General features: G+C 69.4%; 20 protein-coding genes and 2 tRNA genes. 9 read left to right on the top strand and 13 right to left on the bottom strand.

Annotated elements, in window-relative coordinates:
• Positions 1–294: 294 nt before the first annotated feature.
• The 4 genes from ITJ62_RS09660 to ITJ62_RS09675 all read right to left on the bottom strand — a co-directional run bounded on the left by ITJ62_RS09660 (position 295) and on the right by ITJ62_RS09675 (position 3,521).
• On the bottom strand, positions 295–1,221 hold the full coding sequence (locus ITJ62_RS09660; protein WP_194601400.1) for a hypothetical protein: 927 nt from the start codon (positions 1,219–1,221) through the stop codon (positions 295–297).
• Positions 1,218–2,273 (bottom strand): serine protease, encoded by a 1,056-nt coding sequence (locus ITJ62_RS09665; protein WP_121290177.1) that lies wholly within the window; start codon positions 2,271–2,273, stop codon positions 1,218–1,220. Before ITJ62_RS09665 ends, ITJ62_RS09660 begins: the two co-directional genes overlap by 4 nt.
• A 164-nt stretch (positions 2,274–2,437) precedes the next feature.
• A tRNA-Glu gene (locus ITJ62_RS09670) sits at positions 2,438–2,510 on the bottom strand.
• 108 nt (positions 2,511–2,618) lie between these two features.
• Positions 2,619–3,521: a YegS/Rv2252/BmrU family lipid kinase gene (locus tag ITJ62_RS09675; protein WP_194601416.1), complete on the bottom strand. Its 903-nt coding sequence runs from the start codon at positions 3,519–3,521 to the stop codon at positions 2,619–2,621.
• Between the two features lie 83 nt (positions 3,522–3,604).
• Between ITJ62_RS09675 and ITJ62_RS09680 the strand changes: the two genes are divergently transcribed.
• Entirely contained in the window at positions 3,605–4,243 is a 639-nt protein-coding gene (locus ITJ62_RS09680; protein WP_124769078.1) for an MBL fold metallo-hydrolase, read from the top strand.
• 10 nt (positions 4,244–4,253) lie between these two features.
• Here ITJ62_RS09680 and ITJ62_RS09685 read toward each other — a convergent pair whose 3' ends face one another.
• Positions 4,254–5,348 carry an acyl-CoA desaturase gene (locus ITJ62_RS09685; RefSeq protein ID WP_191940856.1) on the bottom strand — a complete coding sequence of 365 codons (1,095 nt, stop codon included), beginning with the start codon at positions 5,346–5,348 and terminating at the stop codon, positions 4,254–4,256.
• A 372-nt stretch (positions 5,349–5,720) separates the two neighbouring features.
• Here ITJ62_RS09685 and ITJ62_RS09690 point away from each other — a divergent pair, with 372 nt between their 5' ends.
• Positions 5,721–5,924, top strand: coding sequence for a cold-shock protein (locus ITJ62_RS09690; RefSeq protein ID WP_056006986.1), 204 nt, complete (start codon positions 5,721–5,723; stop codon positions 5,922–5,924).
• Between the two features lie 172 nt (positions 5,925–6,096).
• Here the strand turns inward: ITJ62_RS09690 and ITJ62_RS09695 are convergent, their stop codons facing one another.
• The gene (locus tag ITJ62_RS09695) at positions 6,097–6,798 is read right to left on the bottom strand and encodes an SOS response-associated peptidase (protein ID WP_194601419.1); all 702 of its coding nucleotides are present in this window, start codon (positions 6,796–6,798) and stop codon (positions 6,097–6,099) included.
• 141 nt (positions 6,799–6,939) lie between these two features.
• Here ITJ62_RS09695 and ITJ62_RS09700 point away from each other — a divergent pair, with 141 nt between their 5' ends.
• The 6 genes from ITJ62_RS09700 (at position 6,940) to ITJ62_RS09725 (ending at position 15,488) form a co-directional block, all read left to right on the top strand.
• Entirely contained in the window at positions 6,940–7,677 is a 738-nt protein-coding gene (locus ITJ62_RS09700; protein WP_194601422.1) for a hypothetical protein, read from the top strand.
• A complete protein-coding gene (locus ITJ62_RS09705; protein ID WP_194601425.1) occupies positions 7,674–9,269 on the top strand; it encodes a DNA polymerase Y family protein in 1,596 nt (531 codons plus the stop codon). Before ITJ62_RS09700 ends, ITJ62_RS09705 begins: the two co-directional genes overlap by 4 nt.
• A gap of 44 nt (positions 9,270–9,313) precedes the next feature.
• Complete coding sequence (locus ITJ62_RS09710; RefSeq protein WP_194601427.1) at positions 9,314–12,736, top strand: error-prone DNA polymerase; 3,423 nt, start codon at positions 9,314–9,316, stop codon at positions 12,734–12,736.
• A gap of 154 nt (positions 12,737–12,890) precedes the next feature.
• Entirely contained in the window at positions 12,891–13,367 is a 477-nt protein-coding gene (locus ITJ62_RS09715) for a DapH/DapD/GlmU-related protein (protein WP_079002213.1), read from the top strand.
• 106 nt (positions 13,368–13,473) lie between these two features.
• Positions 13,474–14,880 (top strand): polysaccharide biosynthesis tyrosine autokinase, encoded by a 1,407-nt coding sequence (locus ITJ62_RS09720; RefSeq protein WP_194601430.1) that lies wholly within the window; start codon positions 13,474–13,476, stop codon positions 14,878–14,880.
• On the top strand, positions 14,877–15,488 hold the full coding sequence (locus tag ITJ62_RS09725; protein ID WP_194601433.1) for a low molecular weight phosphatase family protein: 612 nt from the start codon (positions 14,877–14,879) through the stop codon (positions 15,486–15,488). The genes ITJ62_RS09720 and ITJ62_RS09725 overlap by 4 nt, the downstream gene beginning before the upstream one ends.
• 109 nt (positions 15,489–15,597) lie before the next feature.
• Here the strand turns inward: ITJ62_RS09725 and ITJ62_RS09730 are convergent.
• From ITJ62_RS09730 to ITJ62_RS09745, 4 genes are all read right to left on the bottom strand, one after another.
• A tRNA-Gln gene (locus tag ITJ62_RS09730) sits at positions 15,598–15,669 on the bottom strand.
• A gap of 91 nt (positions 15,670–15,760) precedes the next feature.
• Positions 15,761–16,681: an NAD(P)/FAD-dependent oxidoreductase gene (locus ITJ62_RS09735; protein ID WP_194601436.1), complete on the bottom strand. Its 921-nt coding sequence runs from the start codon at positions 16,679–16,681 to the stop codon at positions 15,761–15,763.
• Positions 16,678–18,198 carry a glutamate--tRNA ligase gene (gene gltX / locus ITJ62_RS09740; protein ID WP_194601439.1) on the bottom strand — a complete coding sequence of 507 codons (1,521 nt, stop codon included), beginning with the start codon at positions 18,196–18,198 and terminating at the stop codon, positions 16,678–16,680. Before gltX ends, ITJ62_RS09735 begins: the two co-directional genes overlap by 4 nt.
• Entirely contained in the window at positions 18,191–19,153 is a 963-nt protein-coding gene (locus tag ITJ62_RS09745) for a LysR family transcriptional regulator (protein WP_370581883.1), read from the bottom strand. The genes gltX and ITJ62_RS09745 overlap by 8 nt, the downstream gene beginning before the upstream one ends.
• 81 nt (positions 19,154–19,234) lie before the next feature.
• Here ITJ62_RS09745 and ITJ62_RS09750 point away from each other — a divergent pair, with 81 nt between their 5' ends.
• Entirely contained in the window at positions 19,235–20,308 is a 1,074-nt protein-coding gene (locus tag ITJ62_RS09750; protein ID WP_194601444.1) for an aminotransferase class V-fold PLP-dependent enzyme, read from the top strand.
• A gap of 6 nt (positions 20,309–20,314) precedes the next feature.
• Here ITJ62_RS09750 and ITJ62_RS09755 read toward each other — a convergent pair whose 3' ends face one another.
• From ITJ62_RS09755 to ITJ62_RS09765, 3 genes are all read right to left on the bottom strand, one after another.
• On the bottom strand, positions 20,315–21,079 hold the full coding sequence (locus tag ITJ62_RS09755) for a fumarylacetoacetate hydrolase family protein (protein WP_192018155.1): 765 nt from the start codon (positions 21,077–21,079) through the stop codon (positions 20,315–20,317).
• A 78-nt stretch (positions 21,080–21,157) separates the two neighbouring features.
• Positions 21,158–22,273, bottom strand: coding sequence for a branched-chain amino acid aminotransferase (locus tag ITJ62_RS09760; protein WP_194601446.1), 1,116 nt, complete (start codon positions 22,271–22,273; stop codon positions 21,158–21,160).
• A gap of 40 nt (positions 22,274–22,313) precedes the next feature.
• Positions 22,314–23,369: a 3-isopropylmalate dehydrogenase gene (locus ITJ62_RS09765; protein WP_194601449.1), complete on the bottom strand. Its 1,056-nt coding sequence runs from the start codon at positions 23,367–23,369 to the stop codon at positions 22,314–22,316.
• Positions 23,370–23,379 lie beyond the last annotated feature (10 nt).

The following is a 23,379-nucleotide window of genomic DNA, read 5'->3' on the forward strand; positions in this document are numbered from 1 at the left end:
GCGGCGCAGGACCGTTGGGCTGCTGCCCTGGGGCGCCTCCCTGCGGACGGGGCCCTCCCCCGGTCTGACCAGGCGCGGGCGGCTGAGACGGGCCGTTCTGCGGCGGTCCGTTCTGACCCTGCGGCGCGCCGTTCTGGGGTGCACCGTTCTGCGGCGGCGTCTGACGCTGCGGGCTGCCCGGTCCGAACTCCAGGCGGGGTGCGTTCGGGTCGGGGAATCCCGGCGGCTGCTGGTCGGGGCGCAGGGGGCCGCCGACCGGGGGCTTTCCGAGGTCCTCGGGTTTCTGGTCGTCGGTCATTTCCTCAACTCCTCGATCCGATCCCAGAACGCGGCCTGATCGGCCGCCGGGATCACCGTCACGTCGAATCCTGATGGTGCGGTCGGCAGGTCTTCGAGCGTCGACGTGCCCGACACCTCGAAGCCGGCCTGCAGCTGCAGCTTGCTCTCGCTCTCGACCGTCCCGCTCAACTCCATCTTCACGAGGCCACCCTCGGCATTCTGGAAGATCGTCACCGGTAGGAGGGTCGCCAGGTCGTCCTCGCTGAACGACGACACGAGGTCGTCCGGGAGGTCGAAGAGCGTCCCGACGGCCAGCACGCTCTCGAGGCTCGCGCTCGTCGAGATCTGCGAGGAGCCGTCGTTGCGCATCGAGACGACGACGCTGCTGAGCGCGCCGTCCCCCGAGCTGCGAGTGGTTTCGACCGCGCTGTAGATGTCGCACGCGATGGAGATGCCGGGGTAGACGCAGGCCGGCCCGAGCGAACCTTCGGCGTCCTCGTCAGCCACGTACTGCGTCTGGACGGCCACCCACTCCGTGGGCGCGAGCTCCTTGAGTTCACCGCCGAGCAGCAGGAGGTCGTAGTCGACTCCCGCCTGGTGATAGATGTCGACGGTGTCGCCGTCGGCCGAGCCCTTGTCCTGGCTGAACGACGCGGTCGGGTCGCCGAAGAGCACGACCGAGTCGTTCTCGTGCGACTCGAGGTCTCCCGAGACGGCGTGGACGTATGCCGACCCGATCACGTCCGGCGCCTGGCCGATCTGGGCTGACAGCAACTCCAACCTCGCCTCGGCGAGATCCTGCATGTAGCTCTGCTGGGCGGCGGCGTCGGGGAACGCCGATCCGGGCGTCGTGCACGCGCTCAAGGCGAGCGCGGCGCTCCCGGCCAGAGCCAGAACACCGATCCGCCGCCGGCGTCGCGTCAAACTCGCGCTGGCGGTCATGACCCCTCCGCCAGAGCGTCGTTGTACAGGGTGAGCGCCCGCTGTCCGAGCACGGGGCCCTCGAGCCAGGAACCGTCGCCGCGCGAGGTGACCGAGGTGACGTACCCGGCACCGGTGGCGGGATCCAGGCGGGTGAGCCAGCCCCCGCCCGAGCAACCCGGGGTCATGAGGCAGTCGACCCGGTATCCGGCGTATCCCTTCGTGGCGGCCTGGCTCGCGCAGTAGCGCTGCGACTGGCCGTCGAACGGTGCGGCGGACGGATACCCGATCACTGTGATGCCCTCGGGCGGCGTACCGAACGAGATGCCCTGACCGCCGGTCACCTCCTGGATCTTCTGGCCTGCAGCGTTCGGGGCGAGCCGGATGAAGGCGAAGTCGTAGGCCCAGCCGTTGCCGCTCGTCGCGCCGCTGGCGTCCGAGGTCGCCTCACTCGTGAACTCGTCGGGGACGTAGGTGCTGACTCCGGCCCACTGCCCGTAAGGCTGGGTCTGGCCGTTGGCCGCGTCGGCAGGTATGAAAATGATGTTTTCGGCGAGCTGTTTGCCGTACGTGTCCCAGACGCAGTGGCCCGCCGTCAGGACGAGGTCCATGGTCGGGGCGTTGACGACGCTCGCGGAACAGACGTACGTGGCACCGCCGATGGAGAAGTACAGACGTCCCTGCGTCGCCGCCGCCAAGCCGGTCGCCGGGTACGGGTCGCCGGCTGCTGTCGGGGTGATGGCCTTGACGTCGACGTCGGGACCGACCCCGGTACTCGGGTGCACGACCACGCCGGTGGCCTGGTCGCCCGTGAGCGTGTCCTCACCCGGCTTCAGATCCGGTGCCGTCGCTCCGCCGAACTTGTCGTCGGTCCAGTAGTCGTTGACCTCCTGGGGACTCGCGTCGAAGTCCTTGCGCAGCGTGTCGTCGGTGCCGCCGGCGACGTCGACGACGGGGCCGGCACCGCCGGCCACGGGCTCCCCCGTCACCGGGATGGAGCACCCCGTCAGCAGGGCGGCGAGGATCAGGACTGCGGCTGTCGCCGGAGCGCGGCGCTTCTGCTTCACGGTCACCCGGCCAAGCTAGCACGCAGCGGCACTCGGCGAGATCGGTGCGGGCCCTGCCTTCGGAGCGTCCCGGAAGGCCCGCGTGGCCATCCCGAGGCGCACCCGAGCCGCCAAATGAACGAAGCCCCGCTTCCTGATGACTCAGGAAAGCGAGGCTTCGTTCGGTGTTGTGACCCCAACGGGATTTGAACCCGTGCTGCCGCCGTGAGAGGGCGGTGTCCTAGGCCGCTAAACGATGGGGCCGTAAGCAACGGATATGAGTATGCCATACGATTTCGAGCCGTACAAATCGAGGCCACCAGCGGCATCCGACGGGCGTGTCGCGCAGTGGTCTCGGTCGGGCCGACAGGCTCAGGCGAGCACGCGGAGGGCGCCGGGGACCACGTCGATCGTGACCGGCAGCGGACCGATGCGCTCCCCGTCGGCGTAGGCCGTGATGCCGTCCGCGGCGATCGAGACCGAACGGACCCTCGACAGTCGCACGATGTCGAGATCCGTGTGGGCACCCGAGAAGACCTTGGGGAACAGCCGGAGGAACCGGAATCGGGACACGGGTGCGACGACGAAGAGGTCGATTCGGCCGTCGGCGAGGTCCGCCTGCGGCGCGATGAGCATGCCTCCACCGATCGAGGTGTTGTTCGCGACGGCGAGGAGGACGGCGTCGACCGTCTCCGGCGCCCCGTCCACGGTCAGCTCGTACCGGCGGGGTCGCAGAGCCAGGAGCTCACGGAGGATCGCGATCGTGTACCGACTGCGCCCGCGCGGCCGTCGCATGCGGTTCGCCCGTTCGTTGACGAGGGCGTCGAAGCCTGCGGACACCGCACCGACGAACCAGGTCGTCCGCTCGCCGTCCGTCACCGTGCCGGCGTCGATCACGCGCGGCTCGCCCTCGAGCGCACGGAGCAGGGACGCGATCGCGGCTGCGGGATCCCCCAACGGGATCCCGAGTCCCCTGGCGATGTCGTTGCCCGTACCGGACGGGACCACGCCGAACGGCAGGCCCGAGTCACGCACCGCCTCGACGGCCAGACTCACCATGCCGTCGCCACCGACGACGACGAGCGCGTCCAACCCAGCCTCGATGGCAGTCCGCACCGCGCTCCGGAGCTGCCCGACGGTCTGCTCCTGCAGGCGGACGGCGCGGTGCCCGGCTTGCTCGAGGGCGTCGAGCACCATCGGGCCCACGGTTCGGGTCGAGCCGAACGACGCGGTCGGGTTGATGGCGACGCCGATGCGTCGGGGCTGCGTGGTCACCTGCCGATTCTGGCAGGCCCGCAGCGGGCGGACACCCGGACGACCGGGTTGCCCCCGGCGCTCCCACGGTATTCACTCGTCCTATGAGACTCACGAAGTTCGAACATGCAGCATTCCTCCTCGAGACGGACGGCGCCAAGCTGATCGTCGACCCGGGCGCGTTCACGTCGCCGATCGCCGATGTGGAGCACACCGCGGCGGTCCTGATCACGCACCTGCACCCCGACCACTGGACCGCGGAGCACCTCGACCGCATCCTCGCCGCGAGCCCGGAGGCCGTCCTCTACGGACCGGCCGGTGTCGCCGCCGCCGCGGACGGCTACGACATCACCGTCGTCGCTCCGGGAGACGTGGTCGAAGCCGGGCCGTTCACGCTCCGCTTCTTCGGCGGGACCCACGCGGTCATCCATTCGTCGATCCCGGTGATCGACAACGTGGGCGTCCTCATCAACGACCTCGTGTACTACCCCGGCGATTCCTTCGCCGTCCCCGAGGGCGTCGAGGTCGACGTCCTGGCCGCCCCGGCTGGTGCACCGTGGATGAAGATCTCCGAGGGCATGGACTTCGTCACCGCCGTCGCGCCGAAGCGCGCGTTCGGGACGCACGAGATGGTGCTCTCGGGGCCGGGACAGAGCATGTCGCACGACCGCCTGCAGTGGGCGACCGAACAGGGCGGCGGGACCTACTACCCGCTCGCCCCGCTCGACACGCTCGAGGTCTGAGCCCGATCGACTACCGGCGGCGGAAGTTCGCCGCCGCCGGGCAGTCGAACGGGTCGCGGGCTGAGAGCCCGACCCGGTTGAGGTACTCGATGACGATGGCGTAGGACTGCAGCAGGGTCGTCTCGGTGTACGGCACCTGCTGGGTCTCGCAGTGCTCCCGAACGATGACGCGAGCACGGGCCAGAGCCGGGCGAGGCATGCTCGGGAACAGGTGGTGCTCGATCTGGTAGTTCAGGCCGCCCATGAAGGTGGCCATGCCGAAGCCGCGGACGTTGCGCGAGGTCAGCACCTGCTTGCGGAGGAAGTCGAGCTTCATGTCGGCCGGGATGATCGGCATGCCCTTGTGGTTCGGCGCGAAGGACGCACCCATGTAGACACCGAAGACCGCGAGCTGGACGCCGAGGAACGCGAACGCCATGCCGACGGGCAGGAAGAGGAAGATCGCGGCCAGGTACAGACCGACGCGGGCGACGATCATGCTGATCTCGGCGGCGCGGCCGTCGACCTTGCCCGGACCGAAGAGGGTCTTGAAGGACAGTGCGTGGAGGTTGATGCCCTCCAGCATGAGGAGGGGGAAGAAGAGGTAGCCCTGCTTCCGGGTGATCAGCGCCTGCAGGCCTTTCGCCTTCGCCGCGTCCTCCTCGATGAAGGAGATCGTGTCGATCTCGATGTCGGGGTCCTTGGTGACCTGGTTCGGGTTCGCGTGGTGGCGCGTGTGCTTCGTCATCCACCACGAGTAGCTGATGCCGACGATGCCCGCCGCGAGGAAGCGCCCGGCGCGGTCGTTCGCCCGACCCGACTCGAAGACCTGACGGTGCGAGGCCTCGTGGGCGAGGAAGGCGAACTGGGTGAGGATGATGCCGAGCGCGCCGGCGATGAGCAACTGGAACCAGGACTCGCGGAGCAGGACGAACCCGGTGACGCAGCCGAGGAGCGCGATCACGAGGAACGAGAACGTCAGGATGTAGAACATGCGGTGGCGGCGGAGGAGTCCCGCCTCGCGAACCGTCTTCAACAGCGACGAGTAGGAGCTGGTGACGTTCGTGGCGCCGGGCTTGCGGGGGCTCGTGGCACGAACCGGGCCGAGGATGGCTTCAGTTGACATGGGCACTCCGGAGGAATCGTGTCGACTTCCCAGCCGGGGTGGTGAGCGGACGCTCGGGCGAGCATGCGCTCTGCAGATGGCCTCAGCCTACGGTCGACGGCTGGGGAATCACCGCAGACCGCGAGATCCGCTGGAGATACCCAGGCATCACGTCGAATGACGGAAAAAGATGCAGAATTGGCCAATCCGTTACGTGTTCGGCTGCCGTTTCGAGCCGAGATGGGCTAACGTGGATCGAAGTTGTTGTGTTGCGCAGGTATTTCAAGCCGCGTTTCCACCGATGGATACGCTGCTTTTCTGAGGAGCGAGCAAAGAACACCGCGACGAACGGGCCCGAAAGTCGGGAACGGTCACTCATGAAAGAGGAAATACATGTCAACTGGAACTGTGAAGTGGTTCAACGCCGAAAAGGGCTTCGGATTCATCACTCCTGACGACGGCAGCGCCGACGTCTTCGCACACTTCTCCGCCATCGCGACGAGCGGCTACCGCTCGCTCGAGGAGAACCAGAAGGTCGAGTTCGAGACCAACCAGGGCCCCAAGGGCCTGCAGGCCGAGAACATCCGCCCCCTCTGATTCTCTGATCAGTCGGAGCTGACGATCCGAGCGGCCGGTCATTCCAGCCCTCGCGTCTGAGACACCGAGAACCGCCCCTGACGTTCGCGTCAGGGGCGGTTCTGTGTGTCCGGGGTAGGTTTCGTGTCTCCGGGGCGGTTCCGTTCCGTGCCTCCGGCCGACTCTCCTGCGGCTACTCCTGGACGGGGAGGATGAGCTCCGGTCCATCGCCCTGCAACGGCGCCACCCGGTGGAAGACGAGCTGCTCCGCGACGTCGGTCGCTGCGGACACCATCTCGTCGACCTCGTCCTGGTCGGCCTCGTGGTGCGGATCGAGCCAGGCGTCCCAACATTCCGGAGGCAGCGTCACGGGCGTCCGTGGGTGCAGCTCCTGCAAGGGACCGACCGCCGACCGCGTGAGGATGGTCGCGCTCAGCACCCAACGCCGCGGGTCGTCGTCCGGTAGCGAGCGGTCGCGCCACCACGAATAGAGGGCCGCGAAGACGATCGGTTCACCACCAGCGGTCTGCACGTAGTACGGGGTCTTCGTCGCGCCCTCGGTGTGCCACTCGTAGTACCCGGCGGCGGGGACCAATGCGCGCTTCTGTTTGACCGATGGCGCGAACGTGGGCTTGGTGGTGACCTCCTCCGCGCGAGCGTTGAAGGTCGGGTACTGACTCTTCAGCTCGGTGGCGAACGACGGCACGAGTGACCACCGCGCCGATTCGAGCCGGCGGACCACCGGCCCCGTCTTCACCGAGTCGAGGATGATCGGGATCTGCTCGGTCGGGCGCACGTTGTACGAGGGCCCGGGCAGCTCGGCAGCCGCGTGGTCGATGTCGAAGAGCTCGATGAGTTCCTCGGTGGATTCGGTCACGACGAAACGTCCGCACATGGGCCCAGCGTACCGGGCGCCGCTGACACCGCGGGCCGCGTGTCGGTGGGATGCCGGACCATGGTCGAGTCATCCGTCAGTCGTCGTCGAGACCGGATCGAGCCGGTTGACTTGTTCGAAGATATGTTCGAATATTGAGCCATGGCCCTCCGCGCACTCGTCGACTCCCCCGTCAGGGCGGACACCGCGACCGAGCTGCACGAACTCCAGGGGCGCATCAAGCGGATGCAGGGGACGCGCCTCGACACCCGATCCCTGCCGACCGCTCCTGAGCTCTCCCGGCTCCTGCCCGGTGGCGCCCTCCAGGCCGGAGGCAGCTACTCCGTGCTCGGCTCCACGGCGCTCGCCATGTCGCTCATGGCCGGGCCGTCCGCAGCCGGGACCTGGTGCGCCGTCATCGGTCTCCCGTCGTTCGGCGTGGAGGCGGCGGCCTCCATGGGCATCGACCTCGAACGACTCGTCCTCGTCCCCCAGCCCGGTCCGGACTGGCTCACGGTCACCGCGGCCATGGCCGACGTCGCCGGCGTGCTCATCACAGCGCCTCCCGGACGGATCGCCCCGAGCGACGCCGCCAGACTCGCGGCTCGCCTCCGGCAGCGCGAGGCCGCACTGATCGTCCTCGGTTCCTGGCCGCAGAGCGATGCGACGTTGCGCGTGACTGAGAGCTCCTGGAGCGGCCTCGGGGCGGGGCACGGACATCTCCGGCATCGGCGGCTCACCGTCAGCTCGATGCTCGGCCAGGGGGCTGCGGGCCGGCCCAGGACCGCGCACCTGACGCTGCCCCTGGGATCGACCGAGGGCCGCACCGCGCCGCTCGCCGGCTCCAGCCTCCTCGACGACGACACGGTCGTCCGGCTCCCGATGGTCGTGAACCGATGACGACCGAACCGCCTGCGGGACCGGTCGAGCGCACCATGGTCCTCTGGTGCCCCGACTGGCCGATCGTGGCGGCACGACTCTCTGGAACGCTGTCCGAGGACACGGCCGACGCCCCGCTGGCCCTGGTCGAGCATGGTGAGGTCCTGGCCTGCGACGCCAGCGCACGTCGAGCAGGAGTGCGGCGTGGACTCCGTGTCCGCGAGGCCGAGGCACGCTGTCCGGAACTGGCGACCGCCGACTACGACCCGGTCGTCGACACCCGCGCCTTCGAGCCGATCCTCCTCGGCATCGAGGAGCTCATGCCGGGCGTCCAACCCTTCCGGGCCGGGCTCTGCGCCATCCGATCCCGAGGACCGAGCAGATACTACGGCGGCGAGTCGGCTGCGGCAGAGGTCCTCCTGGCCCGTCTCGACGAGCTCGGTGTCCCCGATGCACGGATCGGCATCGCCGACGGCCCCTTCGCCGCGGAGCAGGCCGCGAGGTCCACCGCGTTCCAGCAGGACGGTTCCCGGATCCTCGTCATCCCCTCCGGAGCCTCTCCCGCCTTCCTGGCCCCGCTCCCCCTGTCCACCCTCGGGCGCCCCGAACTCAGCTCACTGCTGCACCGGCTCGGGATCAGCACCCTGGGGGCGTTCGGCGCACTGCCCGCGACCGAGGTCCGCGACCGCTTCGGCCCCGATGGCGCCCGAGCGCACCGCCTCGCAGCCGGCGCGGACGCCCGAAGCGTCGTCCCTCGCGTGCCGCCGACAGAGCTGGCCGTGTCGATCGCCTTCGAGCCCCCGCTCGACCGCATCGACCAGCTGACCTTCGGGTTCCGGCAGTCCGCGGAACGGTTCATCACCGGCCTGGCGGAGGCCGGCCTCGTGACCACCGCGATCACGATCAGCATGCGGAGCGAGCGCGGGGAGCGCTCCACCCGCACCTGGCTCCACCCACGCTGGTTCACCGCCGGCGACGTCCTCGATCGCGTGCGCTGGCAGTTGCAGGGCGCGTCCGACATCGATCACGGACTCGCCTCCCCCGTCGAACTCGTCGAGGTCGTCCCGGAGACCCTCGACGACGCTGCGGAACACGAGGAAGGACTCTGGGGCAGCGGACCGGACGAACGCATCCACAGCGGACTCGCCCGCGTCCAGAGCATGCTCGGCCACGACGGCGTCGTGACCGCGGTGCCGTCCGGCGGCCGCCTCCTCCTCGACCGCCGCATCCTCGTCCCCTGGGGCAGCGTTCCGCCGGGTGGTGAGGCGGCCGTGGCCGAACGTCGGAACCGGCCGTGGCCAGGGACCATCCCGGGAGCGGCTCCGTCGACCGTCTTCGACACCGCCGTGCCGGTCGAGGTCGTCGACGCGACGGGCCAGGCTGTGGCGGTCGACGAGCGCAGCACCGTGAGTGCAGCACCCGCACGGTTCTTCGCCCTCTCGGACTGGCACGTCATCGACGGTTGGGCCGGCCCCTGGAGCATCGACGAACGCTGGTGGGACGACGACGGCCACCATCGCGTCCACCGTCTCCAGGTCCTCGACGACTCGGGTGACGCCTGGCTGCTCCTGTTGGAGGAGCAGCACTGGAGGGCCGAGGCCCGCTACGACTGAACCGCATCACGTCCGCACCACACCGCATGACGAAGGAGCCCAGCATGGGATGGAACAACCCCCCGGTCTCATGGTCGGAGTTCGAGCGCCGTCTGTCCGACGCGAGCCGTCCGGCCACCCTTCCGCTGGGAGCCGACGGTGGGGACAGCCCGGCCTGGTCGCGGAAGCGTCAACCGTACGTCCCCGAACCACCGGAGCAGCGCCCGCCGACGACGCGGGTCCCCTATGCGGAACTCCACGCGCACTCGAGCTTCAGCTTCCTCGACGGCGCGAGCCCGCCGGAGCGGCTCGTCGAAGAGGCTGCGGCACTCGGCCTGCACGCGCTCGCGCTCACCGACCACGACGGTTTCTACGGTGTCGTCCGGATGGCCGAGGCGGCGGAACGGTTCCCCGACCTCCGGACGGTCTACGGTGCCGAACTGTCCATCGGCCTGGACCGGCCGCAGAACGGCGTCCCCGACCCCGTCGGGCATCATCTGCTCCTGCTCGCCCGTCGAGCAGAGGGGTATCACCGCCTGGCCGGCGCGATCACGGACGCACAACTCGCCGACGGAGCCGAGAAGGGTCACCCGATCTACGACCTCGAGCGGCTCGCCGCCTCCGTCGCCGGCCACGTGACCGTGCTCACCGGGTGCCGCAAGGGGTTCGTCCGCACCGCGCTCCGTGAGCACGGTCTGGAGGCCGCCGCCGCCGCGGTCGACCGACTCGTCGCCCTGTTCGGTCCGGAGCACGTCGTCGTCGAGTTGAGCGACCACGGCCACCCGGAGGACTCGGCGGAGAACGATGCACTCGCCGAGATCGCGGCGTTGCTCGACCTCACCGTCGTCGCCACGGGCAACGTCCATTACGCCACGCCCGAGCAGCATCGACTCCAGACCGCGCTGGCGGCCGTCCGAGCACGACGCAGCCTCGACGAGCTCGACGGATGGCTTCCCGCGGCCGGGACCGCGCACCTGCGGAGCGGAGCCGAGATGGCGGACCGGTTCGCCAGATACCCCGGAGCGGTGGCACGGAGCGTCGAGCTGGCCGACGAACTCGCCTTCAGCCTGCGGGCGGTCCGCCCGAAGCTCCCGCGACAGCGCGTCCCGGAGGGCCATACGCCCATGAGCTGGCTTCGGCACCTCGTGCTCGAAGCCGTCCCCGTCAAGTACCCCGACGCCACTCCCGAACACCTCCGACGCATCGAACGGGAGCTCGAGGTCATCGAGCAGAAGGACTTCCCCGGGTACTTCCTGATCGTGCACGACATCGTCAGTTTCGCCCGCGGCCGGGGCATCCTCTGCCAGGGACGCGGTTCCGCCGCGAACTCGGCCGTCTGCTACCTGCTCGGGATCACCGCCGTCGACTCGATCTTCTACGAGCTGCCGTTCGAACGGTTCCTCTCCAGCATGCGGGAGGAGGAGCCCGACATCGACGTCGACTTCGACTCCGACCGGCGCGAGGAGGCCATCCAGTACGTCTACGAGACCTACGGGCGCCGCAACGCCGCTCAGGTCGCGAACATCATCAGCTATCGGCCGAAGTTCGCCGTCCGCGACACCGCCAAGGCGCTCGGGTACAGCCCCGGTCAGCAGGACGCCTGGTCGAAACAGGTCGAGCGTTGGGGCGGGGTCATGTCGAGCACCGACCACGACATCCCCGAGCGCGTCGTCGGCCTCGCGCAGCAGATGCTCACCCTGCCCCGGCACCTGGGCATCCACTCGGGTGGCATGGTGCTGACCGATCGGCCGGTCGGCGAGGTCTGCCCGATCGAGCACGGGCGCATGGACGGTCGCACGGTCCTCCAGTGGGACAAGGACGACTGCGCCTGGATGGGTCTCGTCAAGTTCGACCTCCTGGGTCTCGGCATGCTCTCGGCCATCCAGTACTGCTTCGACCTCGTGGCCGAGCACACCGGGGAGCGCTGGACCCTGGAGACCATCCCGAAGGACGAAGCAGGGGTCTACGACCAGCTCTGCCGGGCCGACACCATCGGGGTCTTCCAGGTGGAGAGCCGCGCGCAGATGGGCATGCTGCCGCGCTTGCTCCCCCGCCGGTTCTACGATCTCGTCATCGAGGTCGCCATGATCCGCCCGGGGCCCATCCAGGGCGGCGCGGTGCACCCCTACCTGCGCCGGAAGACCGGCCAGGAGCCCATCACCTACCTCCACCCGAGCCTCGAACCGGTCCTCGAACGCACGCTCGGCGTGCCGCTGTTCCAGGAGCAGCTCATGCAGATGGCGATGGCCGTCGGTGGGTGCTCGGCCGAGGATGCGGACCTCCTGCGCCGGGCGATGGGATCGAAGCGCGGCGAGGAGAAGATCGAGAGCCTCAAGGACACGCTGTACCTCGGCATGGCCGGTAACGGCATCGTCGGAGCGGACGCCGATGCCGTGTACGCCAAGATCCAGGCCTTCGCCAACTTCGGCTTCGCCGAGAGCCACTCCCTGAGCTTCGCCCTCCTCGTCTACGTGAGCGCCTGGCTGCGTCTGCACTACCCGGGGGCGTTCCTCGCGGCCCTGCTCCGGGCGCAGCCCATGGGGTTCTACTCGCCGATGACGCTCGTCGCCGACGCCCGCAGACACGGCGTCTCCGTCCTGCGTCCCGATCTGCATCGCTCCGGCGCACAGGCCGGCCTCGAAGCGCTCGACCCCGAGGCCGCCCCCGGTGCCCCGGTCGCTCCCGGCGGGCGCACGCGCTGCCTCGAACACGAGCAGGGACCGACCGGGCTCTTCGATCCGCTCCTTCCCGACGATTCGGCAGGACACCGGCGCGACGGCGCACTCGCCGTCCGGCTGGGTCTCTCCTCCGTCCAGGGGATCGGTGAGGAGCTCGCGAAGCGGATCGTCGCCGAACGGGAGTCCGGAGGGCTGTTCACCAGCCAGGCCGACCTGGCCAGGCGGATCGGCCTGAGCTCCTCGCAGTTGGAGTCGCTGTCGGCGGCGGGCGCCTTCGACGGATTCGGCCTCACCCGTCGTGAGGCGATGTGGGGCGCAGCGCAGGCCAGTCGGCATCGTCCCGACCAGCTCGAGGGGACGTTCACGACCGTGCAGCCGCCGTTGCTTCCGGTTCCGACGGCCGCCGAACAACTCATCTCCGACATCTGGTCGACCGGGATGTCGACCGACGACCACCCCATCCGCCACGTCCGAGCCGAACTCACACGACGAGGTGCGCTGCGGTCCGACGAACTCCTGACGGCGCAGACGGACCGTCGCGTGGAGGTCGGGGGTGTCGTGACGCATCGGCAACGGCCGGCGACGGCGAGCGGCATCACCTTCATGAACCTCGAGGACGAAGCGGGACTCGTCAACGTGATCTGCAGCGTCGGTGTCTGGAACCGGTATCGCCGCGTGGCCAGGGAAGCCCCGGCGATGGTGGTCCGCGGCATGCTGGAGCGATCACCGGAAGGCATCGTCAATCTGGTGGCGGATCGGTTGGAAGCGCTCCGGATCGGGGCGAACACCCGTTCGCGCGACTTCCAATGACCGGTCACGACCAAACCGCGGCGGTCTCCTCCTCCGAACACCCTCTACAGCACAGCACGAGACTCATGGGATTCCCAGGCAGGCCCCGGGAAGGAATGACCGGGAGCCACCCGGCGTTGTCCCCAGTGTTGAGTAGACCAGAAGGGGGTCACCCATGGCGAGAGTGTACGAAGAGATCGAAGGCCGGACCGGCGAGGTGGAACGGTACCGTCACCACCCGAACGGCAAGGGCATGGTCGCAGCTCGTGCACTGATCGATCCGTCGGCGTTCATCGAACGCACCACCTTCGTGGAGGCTGACGCGGACATCCGTGCCAACGCCTGGATCGGTGCCGGAACCTGGATCGACCGGTCCGCGGTGATCGGCGAAGGCGCCTTCATCGGCGCGAACGTCCACATCGGGGAGCGCTGTGTCATCGGACGCGGAGCGCGGGTCGGAAGCGACGCCCGTCTGGGTGCCGATGTCCAGGTCGCCCACGGCGCGAGCGTCGATCGGGATGCCAGGGTCGCAGACCGCACCGTGGTCGGCAGTGAACGACCGGTCATGACCGAACCGACGGTCCGTCAGACGAACCGCGCCCCGCGCCGACCTCGTGCGAACGGCACCGACCGGTTCGGGAAGGCCGCCTGAACGGCAGACCGCCCCGCCACCGTCAGGCAGGGCCCGGACTCGTGAGTCCAGGCCCTGCGTCATGTCCGCCGACGCGACGCGCATGTCAGACGACTAACATATCAGGATGGACCTGAAGGACTACCTGCGCATCCTCCGCCATCGTTGGCTGCTCATCGTCGCGATCACGTTGGGGGCCACCGCACTCGCCCACGGATACACGCTCATCACCAAACCCGCCTACCAATCGACGGGCCAGCTGTTCGTGGCCGTCACCGGTGGAGACTCCGTGGGCGACCTCAATCAGGGCAACACCTTCGCCCAGAGCCGCGTCGCCTCATACGTGATCCTCGCCACCGGCTCGACGGTGCGGTCCACGGTGGCTGACCGCCTCGACCTCGACCCCGTGTCGCTCATCGGGAAGATCTCAGCGTCCAATCCCGCGCAGTCGGTCCTGATCAACATCTCCGCCGTCGACAGCGATCCGGTTGCGGCAGCCCGCATCGCGAACACCGCAGCCCAGGTGCTCGTCGACCTGGTCGACGATGTCGAGAGCGCCAACGAGGTGGGCTCCGCCGGTGCACCAGGTGATCCGACCCCGGTCGGGCTGACGATCGTGGAACCGGCGTCTCCACCCCGGTCGCCCGTTGCGCCGAACGTGCTGCAGAACCTCGCGGTGGGCGTCCTCACCGGCCTCGCCCTGGGCGTCGGGATCACGCTGCTCATCGAGGTCCTCGACACCCGACTCCGTGGTCGTTCGGCGATCGAGAAGCTCACGGACACGAGCATCCTCGGCGCCTTCCACACGGAGCCCACCGACGCGGCTCAACTCATCCTCGGATCGACGGAGAGCTACAGTCGGCGCGCCGAGAGCTTCCGGCAACTTCGGACACACCTCCAGTTCGTCTCCATCGACGGCGGACTCCGCAGCGTGATGGTCACGTCCTCGGTCCCGGGCGAAGGGAAGAGCACCACCGCGGCGAACCTCGCGCTCGTCCTCGCAGAGGCGGGGAACGCCGTCCTCCTCGTCGATGCGGACCTGCGCCGACCCCGCCAGCACGAGATGTTCGGACTCGAGGATGCGGTCGGGCTCACGACCGTGCTCACCGGCAGGATCAGCCTCGGCGATGCCTCGCAGGCGGTCGACGGGGCGGGGCGTCTCGCCGTCCTCACCTCCGGCGAGCTGCCGCCGAATCCGAGTGAACTCCTCGGATCGGCGGCGATGGAGCGCGCGCTCTCCGAGATGGAACGCGCGTACGACGTGGTGGTCATCGACACACCCCCGCTCATCAACGTCTCGGACCCGACCGCACTGTCGACCCTCGCGAGCGGGGTCCTGCTCGTCGCGTCGGCCGACGGACGATTGCACCGCGATCAGCTCCGGCAGTCCCTCGAGAACCTCAGCTTCGTCCAGGCGAAGCTCCTCGGGGTCGTCCTCAACCGCCTCGAGGTGGCTCGAGGAGAGCAGTCGTCGTCCTACGCGTACTACCACCGGACCGCCCCGACGCGTCGACCGCGGCGGACCACAGCATGAACACCCCGCTCGATCCGCCTCCGACCCGGATCCTGATCGTCTGCACCGGCAACATCTGTCGGTCCCCGTATGCCCAATTTGTTCTCGGCGGCGGGCTGGCGGAGGTCGACGCGTGCGGCTTCGAGGTGCGGAGCGCCGGGACGGGGGCACTGCGCGGACACCCGATCGATGCCTCGAATGCGGCGTTACTCGGCCCGCTCGCCGCGACGGCCGCCGGCTTCACCGCGACGCAGCTCACCGCCGACCTCGTGGCTCGACAGGACGTCGTCCTCACCATGACGCGGGAGCATCGCAGCGCCGTCCTCAGGTTGTGCCCGGAGGCGCTGCGTCGAACCTTCTCCCTGCGTGAGTTCGCCCGGCTCCTCGACACCGTCGACTCGGGACGACTCCCCCGCCCTCGAGCAGGGCGCTGGAAGCATCTCGCCCCCGAACTGGCGGCCAACCGGACGAGCGCGCGACTCCCCGATCCGGCGCAGGACGACGTCGTCGACCCGTTCGGTCAGGGCCCGGAGGTCTTCCGTCGGATGGCCTCGCAGATCATCCCGGCCGTCGAGCGCATCATCGCGTTCGAGCGCACATCCGTGGAGGAGGATTCGGAGCCGCGGTGAGAGACGTCGGTGGTTCGGCGGCGTCGCCAGCCCACGGAGCTGCACAGCACGCCGGAAACGACGAAGGCCCGCGATGATCGCGGGCCTTCGTCGTGGTGATGGTGTACTGCTGGGGTACCTGGACTCGAACCAAGAACAACTGAACCAGAATCAGTCGTGTTGCCAATTACACCATACCCCACTGTCAGAACCGAAGCCCCGACCGAAGAACAACACTAGCCTACGGAGGCGGCCGTCTCAAATCGAAGCGTCCCGGGCGCGTCGCGGGTCTCTCAGCCGGGGACGCCCGCGAGGTCCCGGTTGAGTGCTCTGGACACCCGAGCGCCGTTCCCGGCCGCGACGATGAGCTGCTGCGGACCGGGAGGCGTGATGTCCCCGGCGGCGTACACGCCCGGCACGGACGTGCGACCCCAGGCGTCGACCACGACGTACCCGTCGGTGTCGCGATCGAGCGAGAGCTGTTCCAGATATCCGAGGGGCGCGGCCCACTGCGGCCGCACGAAGCCCCCGGAGCGCGGGATGAACGCACCGTCGGCGAGGCGGACACCGGTGAAGCCGTCGCGACCGCCGTCGAGCTCCGCGATCGCACCCCGCTCGACCCGGATGCCCGCGGAGGCGAGCGCGGCCTCCTCGGGACCGGTGACGGTGTCGGTACCGTTCGTGAAGACGATGAGGTCCGACGACCACTGTGCGATGAGGATCGCCCATTCCGCCAGGTCCGTCGTCTCGCCGATGAGCGCGAGCGGCGCGTCGGCCTTCTCGTACCCGTCGCACTCGACGCAGCTGTGCAGGTCTGTTCCGTAGAAGGCCCGCAGGTTCGTGACCTTCGGCAGCGTCTCCGTGAGACCGCTCGCGACGACGACCGTCCGGGTCACGACGTCGCGATCCGGCTCGCCACGGACCCCCTGGGCGACGACGTGGAAGCCGTCAGTGGTCGCCTCGATCGACTGCACGGACGCGAACTGGACCTCCGCGTTCGCGTAGGCGGCAACCTCCTCGCGCCCCATTCGCCGGAGATCCAGCGGAGCGATGCCGTCGCGGGTGAGGAAGCCGTGCGAGCGCAGCGTCGCGGCGTGCCGTGGGCGATTGCCGTCGAGCACGAGGATGCGACGACGCGCGCGAGCCAGGTTCAGCGCGGCCGAGAGCCCCGCGGGTCCCGCGCCGACCACGACGACGTCGTACGAGTCGCTCATGACGCGAGGTGCGCGGAGAGCCGATCGAGTCGCGTGATCGATTCCGTCTTCCCGAGGATCTCGAGCGACTCGAAGAGCGGCGGGGAGATCCGACGCCCGGACGCGGCGACGCGCAGCGGGCCGTAGGCGATACGGGGCTTCAGTCCGAGGCCCTCGATGAGCGCGCCGGCGAGCGCGTCCTGGATCGAACCAGCCGTCCACTCCGACTCGGGGACGAGCTCGAGTGCGCCGATGGACGCGGCGAGCACCTCGCCGGCGTTCGCCGGAAGACCCTTGAGCGCGTCCTCCTGGTACTCGAGCTCCGCGGCACCGAGGAACAGGAAGCCGAGGAGCGCGGGGACTTCTCCGAGCAGCGCGATGCGCTCCTGGACGAGCGGGGCGGCCTGCTCGAGCACGGCCTGCTGCGCCTCGGTGACGGGCTCGATCACCACACCGGCCTCGACGAGGTACGGCGTGATGCGGCCGAGGAAGTCGGCCGGCTCCAGCAGTCGGATGTGGTCGCCGTTGATCGACTCCGCCTTCTTGAGGTCGAAGCGCGCCGGGTTCGGGTTGACGTCGACGACGTCGAACGCGGCGATCATCTCGTCGATCGAGAAGACGTCGCGGTCGCCGCTCAGCGACCACCCGAGCAGCGCGAGGTAGTTGATGAGCCCCTCCGGCACGAAGCCGCGGTCGCGGTGGTGGAAGAGGTTCGCCTCCGGGTCGCGCTTCGAGAGCTTCTTGTTGCCCTCGCCCATGACGTACGGGAGGTGACCGAACCGCGGGACGAAGGTCGTGAGACCGATGTCGATGAGCGCGTGGTACAGCGCGATCTGCCGCGGCGTCGACGGCAGCAGGTCCTCGCCGCGGAGGACGTGCGTGATCTGCATGATGGCGTCGTCGACGGGGTTCACGAGCGTGTAGAGCGGCTTGCCGTTCGGGCGCACGAGGACGAAGTCCGTGAACGACCCGGCCGGGAAGGTGATCTCACCGCGCACGAGGTCGTCGAAGCTGAGGTCGTCGTCCGGGACCCGCAGACGGAGCGCCGGCTCGCGGCCCTCGGCTCGGAACGCGGCGCGCTGCTCGTCGGTGAGGTCGCGGTCGAAGTTGTCGTACCCGAACTGCTTCGGCCGGCCAGCCGCCTCGTTGCGGGCGTCGATCTCGTCGGCGTTCGAGAAGCTCTCGTAGAGGTGCCCGGCAGCCGTCAGCCGCGCGATCACGTCGGCGTAGATGTCGCTCCGCTCGGACTGCCGGTACGGCGCGTGGGGTCCGCCGACGCCGACGCCCTCGTCCCAGTCGAGCCGCAGCCACGTGAGCGCGTCGACGAGCTGCTCGTAGCTCTCCTCGCTGTCGCGAGCGGCATCGGTGTCCTCGATCCGGAAGACGAGCTTGCCCCCCGTGTGCCGGGCGTACGCCCAGTTGAACAGCGCCGTGCGGACGAGACCGACGTGCGGCGTGCCGGTCGGCGACGGGCAGAACCGGACGCGGACGTCGGTGCCGGAAGCCGTGGAGAAGGGGTGCGTAATCGTGTCAGACATCGCCTGTCATCTTAGTCGCGCCGCCCAGGGACGCGGCGATCCGCAGGAGTGCAGCGACGGCGGGGATGCGGTCCGCGTGCTCGGCGCTGACGAGGTGGAGTGCCCGGTCGTCGTCGTTGCGCGTCGGCAGCACGACCACCTCGGTCGGCAGCTGTGCGGCCGCGAGCGCGAGGGTGGGCAGCAGGGCGACGCCGAGCCCGGCCGCCACCAGGGCGGTGACCGCGATCGCGTTGTCGGTCTCGTGCGCGATGACGGGCTCGAAGCCGCTCGACCGGCAGAGACCGAGGAGATGACCTCGGCAACGGGGACAACCCGCGATCCAACGCTCACCGGCGAGGGCCGCGAGGTCGACCTGTCGGTCACCGGCTCGAGCATGTCCGACCGGGAGCACGAGACGCATCGGGTCGGTTCCGAACCGGCGCACGCGGAGCCCGGCCGCGCTCTCCCGATGCGGGTCGTCCGGATCGTCCGGGTAGCTGAAGGTGATCGCGACGTCGGCTTCACCGGCACGGACCGCGGCGACGGCCTCCGGCGGTTCGGCCTCGACGAACGAGACCCCGATCCCCGGATGCTCGTCGGCCAGGCGAGCGAGGAGCTGCGGCACGAGCATCGAGGACGCCGAAGGGAAGGCGACGAGGCGCACCCGCCCACTCCGCAACCCCGCGAGTGCCGCGAGCTCCTCGGACGCCGCGCGCACCGCTCGGTCCACCGCCACCGCGTGTCCGGCGAGGATCGCACCGGCCTCGGTGAGGCGGACGCCCCGACCGACGCGCTCGACGACCGGCATACCGAGCCGTCGCTCGAGCCGTCGGAGATGCTGGCTCACCGCCGGTTGACTCGAGCCGAGCGCGTGCGCGGCGGCCGTGATCGACCCGGTCGAGGCGATGGCGCCGACGACGAGGAGGGAACCGGCGTCGAGGGCCGATGACGAGGGCGGAGGTGAAAGGGTGGACACCCTCGAAGCATAATCCTCCGTTATGGTTCTCATCGAGAGCCGGTCCTTGTCGTATGGATACCCGGCGAAGAGACTGGATGCATGAGCACCCTCAGCCTCCAGGAAGCCAGCGGATCCTTCCCATCCGCACCCGGCTACCTGGCCGCCTGCACGCTGGGACTGCCGACGACGGGCACGACGGACGCCATCATGGCCGACCTCTCCGCGTGGCAGGCGGCTCGAACCGATGCAGCCGCCTACGGCGCCGTCGTCGAGCGGGTGCGCGGCTCCTTCGCCGAGCTGGTCCACGTGCCGGTCCGCTCGGTCGCGATCGGATCCCAGACCTCCGCCATGGTCGCCATGGTCGCGGCGTCGGTGCCGGACGGCGCCGAGGTCCTCTGCGTCGAGGGCGACTTCAGCTCACTCGTCGCTCCATTCCTCATGCAGGCGCACCGCGGCGTGCGTGTCCGCCACGCACCGCTGACCGAACTCGCCGCCCACATCGACGCCTCGACCTGGCTCGTCGCCTACTCCGCGGTGCAGTCCGCGACCGGCGCGGTCGCCGACGTGGTCGCGATCCGTGAGGCGGCGGCCGTGCACGGCGCGCTGACGCTCAACGACCTCACACAGGCGGCCGGGTGGCTCCCCGTCGACGCCTCGGCCGACGACATCACCGTGTGCCACGCCTACAAGTGGCTCTGCGCGCCACGAGGCGTTGCGTTCATGACGGTGCGCGACGAGGTGATGGACCGCCTCCGGCCGAGCCAGGCCGGTTGGTACTCGGGCGACGACGTCTGGTCGTCCTGTTACGGCCCGTCCTTGCATCTCGCCGAGAGCGCACGACGGTTCGACGTCTCCCCCGCCTGGCAGGCCTGGGTCGGCGCCGAGCCCGCCATCGTCCTCTTCGCGGCGGTCGACGCCGTCGCCGCGTACGAGCACGACACCCGGCTCGCAGCGGCGCTCCGGGCGGGCATCGGCGAGAGCCGGTCGCTCCTCACCGGGACGGCCTCGGCCATCGTCACGTGGGCGGATCCCGATGGACACGACCTCCGGGCGCTGCAGTCGGCCGGGATCACGGCATCGGGTCGCGCAGGCCGGGCGAGGGTCGCGTTCCACCTCTGGAACACCGACGACGACGTCGCAGCTGCGCTGACCGCTCTCGGCCAGCGCAGCTGACGCCGGTCAGGGTCGGCGGCCGGTGTTCCGGAGGATGCCGATGCCCGAGACCTCGACCTCGACGACCTGGCCGTCGGTGAAGGGTCCGACGCCGGCCGGCGTCCCGGTCAGGATGACGTCACCCGGGAGGAGCGTCCAGACGGCGGACGCGTATTCGACGATCGCGCCGATGGAGTGCACCATGTCGGAGAGTGGGGCGTGCTGGCGGACCTCACCGTCGACGCGGGTCTCGATCGTCGCGCCGTCGAAGGAGAACTCCGTCTCGATGTAGGGGCCGAGCGGGCAGAACGTGTCGAAGCCCTTCGCGCGGGCCCACTGGCCGTCGGACTCCTGGAGGTCGCGGGCCGTGACGTCGTTCGCGATCGTGTAGCCGAAGATGACCTCGTCGGCACGCTCCGCGCTGACGTTCTTGGCGACGCCGCCGATCACGATGGCGAGTTCGCCCTCGAAGTCGATGCGCTCGGACTGCTTGGGGAAGACGACGGCGTCTCCCGGCCCGACCACCGAGGTGTTGGGCTTCAGGAAGAGCAGCGGCTCGGCGGGAGCCTCCCCACCCATCTCGGCTGCGTGGTCGTGGTAGTTCTTGCCGACGGCGACGACCTTGGAACGAGGGATGACCGGCGCGAGCAGGACCGCATCCGCGAGCGGGACGCGCTCCCCCGTCGGTTCGAAGCCCGAGTAGAGCGGATCGCCGTCGAGGACGACGAGATCCGCATCGTCGATGATGCCGTAGCGGATGGCCTGATCGTGACTGAAGCGAGCGATTTTCACCAGGCCAGCCTATCCCGAGGTGCCCCGGCGACACGGAAGCCCCGCACGAGGTGCGGGGCTTCCCAGGCTGCTCGGAGGCTATTCGGCGTCGAGACGCGTCATCCACCCGTGACGGTCGGGCAGACGGCCGTACTGGATGTCGGTCAGTTCCTGACGCAGCGACATCGTGAGTTCACCGGCGGGAGCGTCGGCATCGCCCACGGTGAAGTCCTTGGCCTTCAGCTGCGCGATCGGCGTGACGACCGCAGCCGTCCCGCAGGCGAACACCTCGACGATGTCGCCGCTCTCGACGCCCTCGCGCCACTCGTCGATCGTGACCCGACGGCGCTCCACCCGGTGTCCGCGGTCCTCCGCGAGCTGCAGGATGCTGTCGCGCGTGATGCCCTCGAGGATCGAGTCCGACTCCGGCGTGACGAGCGTGCCGTCGCGCTTGACGAGGACGACGTTCATCCCGCCGAGCTCTTCGATGTAGGTCGCCTCCTGTGCGTCCAGGAAGAGCACCTGTGCGCACCCGTGCTCGTACGCCTCGGCCTGCGGGAGCAGGGAGGACGCGTAGTTGCCGCCGGTCTTCGCCGCCCCGGTGCCGCCCTTGCCCGCACGGCTGTAGTCGGTGGACAGCCAGATGGACACGGGGGTGACGCCGCCGGTGAAGTACGCGCCGGCCGGGCTGGCGATGATGTAGTAGTTGACCTTCTTCGCGGGGCGGACGCCGAGGAAGGCCTCCTTGGCGAACATGAACGGCCGCAGGTACAGGCTGGTCTCCGGCGCGGACGGCACCCAGGCGCCATCGACGGCGATGAGCTGCTTGATCGACTCGACGAAGTACTCGACCGGGAGCTCCGGCAGCGCGAGCCGCTTGGCCGAGCGCTGCAGGCGACGGCCGTTGGCGTCGGGGCGGAACGACCAGATGGACCCGTCGGCGTGACGGTACGCCTTCAGGCCCTCGAAGATCTCCTGGGCGTAGTGGAGGACGGCGGCGGCCGGGTCGAGCGAGATCGGACCGTACGCCTGGACTCGTGGGCGGTGCCATCCACCGCGCTCGGACCAGCAGATGTCGACCATGTGGTCGGTGAAGTGCTGCCCGAAGCCCGGGTCGGCGAGGATCGCGTCGCGCTCTGCGGCGGGGACGGGCTGCTCGTTGGGGGTCACGGTGAAGGCGAGTTCGCGCTGCGCCATGGGGAGGTTGATCGTCATGATGGTGTCTTCCGTCGTGATCTGCGTGTCTGGTGGGCGTCTACCGGTTCGCCGCGAGGGCCGCGATCGCATCGCCGACCGCGGTCGTCGTGCGTGCTGCGCCGGTGCGGGCGGCGATGTCGGCGGTGACGGCAGTGGCGACTCGCGCCGCCTCCGTCTCGAGGCCGAGATGCGACAGCATCAGGGAGACGGAGAGGATGGCGGCGGTCGGGTCGGCCAGCTGCTTCCCGGCGATGTCGGGCGCCGATCCGTGGACGGGCTCGAACATGCTCGGGTACGTGCCGTCCGGGTTGATGTTTCCCGAGGCCGCGAGTCCGATGCCGCCGCTGATCGCGCCGGCCAGATCGGTGAGGATGTCGCCGAAGAGGTTGTCCGTGACGATGACGTCAAATCTAGCAGGATCCGTGACGAGGAAGATGGTGGCAGCGTCGACGTGCAGGTAGTCGACCGCGACGTCGGGGAACTCCGCGGACACCGCGTCGACGACGCGCTTCCAGAGCGACCCGGCGAAGACGAGGACGTTGGTCTTGTGGACGAGGGTCAGCTTCCCCCGACGCGCGGCCGCAGCGGCGAACGCGTAGCGCACCACCCGTTCCACCCCGTAGGCGGTGTTGACCGACACCTCGTTCGCGATCTCGTGCGGCGTGCCCTGGCGGATCGCTCCGCCGTTGCCGACGTACGGCCCCTCCGTGCCCTCACGGACGACGACGAAGTCCACGTCGCCGGGCTCGCTCAGCGGGCTCGGGACGCCCGGGTACACGACGGTCGGGCGCAGGTTCACGTAGTGGTCGAGGCTGAACCGGAGCTTGAGGAGCAGCCCACGCTCGATGTTCGCGTTCGCGAGCCGGGGGTCGCCGGGCACGCCGCCGACCGCTCCGAGGAGGATGGCATCGTGCGAGGCGATCGCGGCGAGGTCCGCGTCGGTCAGCACGTCGCCGGTCTCGAGGAACCGCGCGGCGCCGAGCGAGAAGGGCGTCTGCTCGAACCGGACGTCGCCACCCTGCACCGCCGCATCGAGGACCTTGAGCGCCTCGCCGACGACCTCGGGACCGATCCCGTCGCCGGGGATGACTGCGAGCTTGACGTTGCGGGACATGCGACTCCTG

Origin of the sequence: Plantibacter sp. VKM Ac-2876, from assembly GCF_015350715.1 — a bacterium.
GTDB lineage: Bacteria > Actinomycetota > Actinomycetes > Actinomycetales > Microbacteriaceae > Plantibacter > Plantibacter auratus.

Coding starts and splice junctions, on each gene's coding strand:
- ITJ62_RS09660 (WP_194601400.1), bottom strand. CDS start 1,221: ATGACCGCCAGCGCGAGTTTGACGCGACGCCGGCGGCGGATCGGTGTT.
- ITJ62_RS09680 (WP_124769078.1), top strand. CDS start 3,605: ATGAGACTCACGAAGTTCGAACATGCAGCATTCCTCCTCGAGACGGAC.
- ITJ62_RS09685 (WP_191940856.1), bottom strand. CDS start 5,348: ATGTCAACTGAAGCCATCCTCGGCCCGGTTCGTGCCACGAGCCCCCGC.
- ITJ62_RS09690 (WP_056006986.1), top strand. CDS start 5,721: ATGTCAACTGGAACTGTGAAGTGGTTCAACGCCGAAAAGGGCTTCGGA.
- ITJ62_RS09695 (WP_194601419.1), bottom strand. CDS start 6,798: ATGTGCGGACGTTTCGTCGTGACCGAATCCACCGAGGAACTCATCGAG.
- ITJ62_RS09700 (WP_194601422.1), top strand. CDS start 6,940: ATGGCCCTCCGCGCACTCGTCGACTCCCCCGTCAGGGCGGACACCGCG.
- ITJ62_RS09705 (WP_194601425.1), top strand. CDS start 7,674: ATGACGACCGAACCGCCTGCGGGACCGGTCGAGCGCACCATGGTCCTC.
- ITJ62_RS09710 (WP_194601427.1), top strand. CDS start 9,314: ATGGGATGGAACAACCCCCCGGTCTCATGGTCGGAGTTCGAGCGCCGT.
- ITJ62_RS09715 (WP_079002213.1), top strand. CDS start 12,891: ATGGCGAGAGTGTACGAAGAGATCGAAGGCCGGACCGGCGAGGTGGAA.
- ITJ62_RS09720 (WP_194601430.1), top strand. CDS start 13,474: ATGGACCTGAAGGACTACCTGCGCATCCTCCGCCATCGTTGGCTGCTC.
- ITJ62_RS09725 (WP_194601433.1), top strand. CDS start 14,877: ATGAACACCCCGCTCGATCCGCCTCCGACCCGGATCCTGATCGTCTGC.
- ITJ62_RS09735 (WP_194601436.1), bottom strand. CDS start 16,681: ATGAGCGACTCGTACGACGTCGTCGTGGTCGGCGCGGGACCCGCGGGG.
- gltX (WP_194601439.1), bottom strand. CDS start 18,198: ATGTCTGACACGATTACGCACCCCTTCTCCACGGCTTCCGGCACCGAC.
- ITJ62_RS09750 (WP_194601444.1), top strand. CDS start 19,235: ATGAGCACCCTCAGCCTCCAGGAAGCCAGCGGATCCTTCCCATCCGCA.
- ITJ62_RS09760 (WP_194601446.1), bottom strand. CDS start 22,273: ATGACGATCAACCTCCCCATGGCGCAGCGCGAACTCGCCTTCACCGTG.
- ITJ62_RS09765 (WP_194601449.1), bottom strand. CDS start 23,369: ATGTCCCGCAACGTCAAGCTCGCAGTCATCCCCGGCGACGGGATCGGT.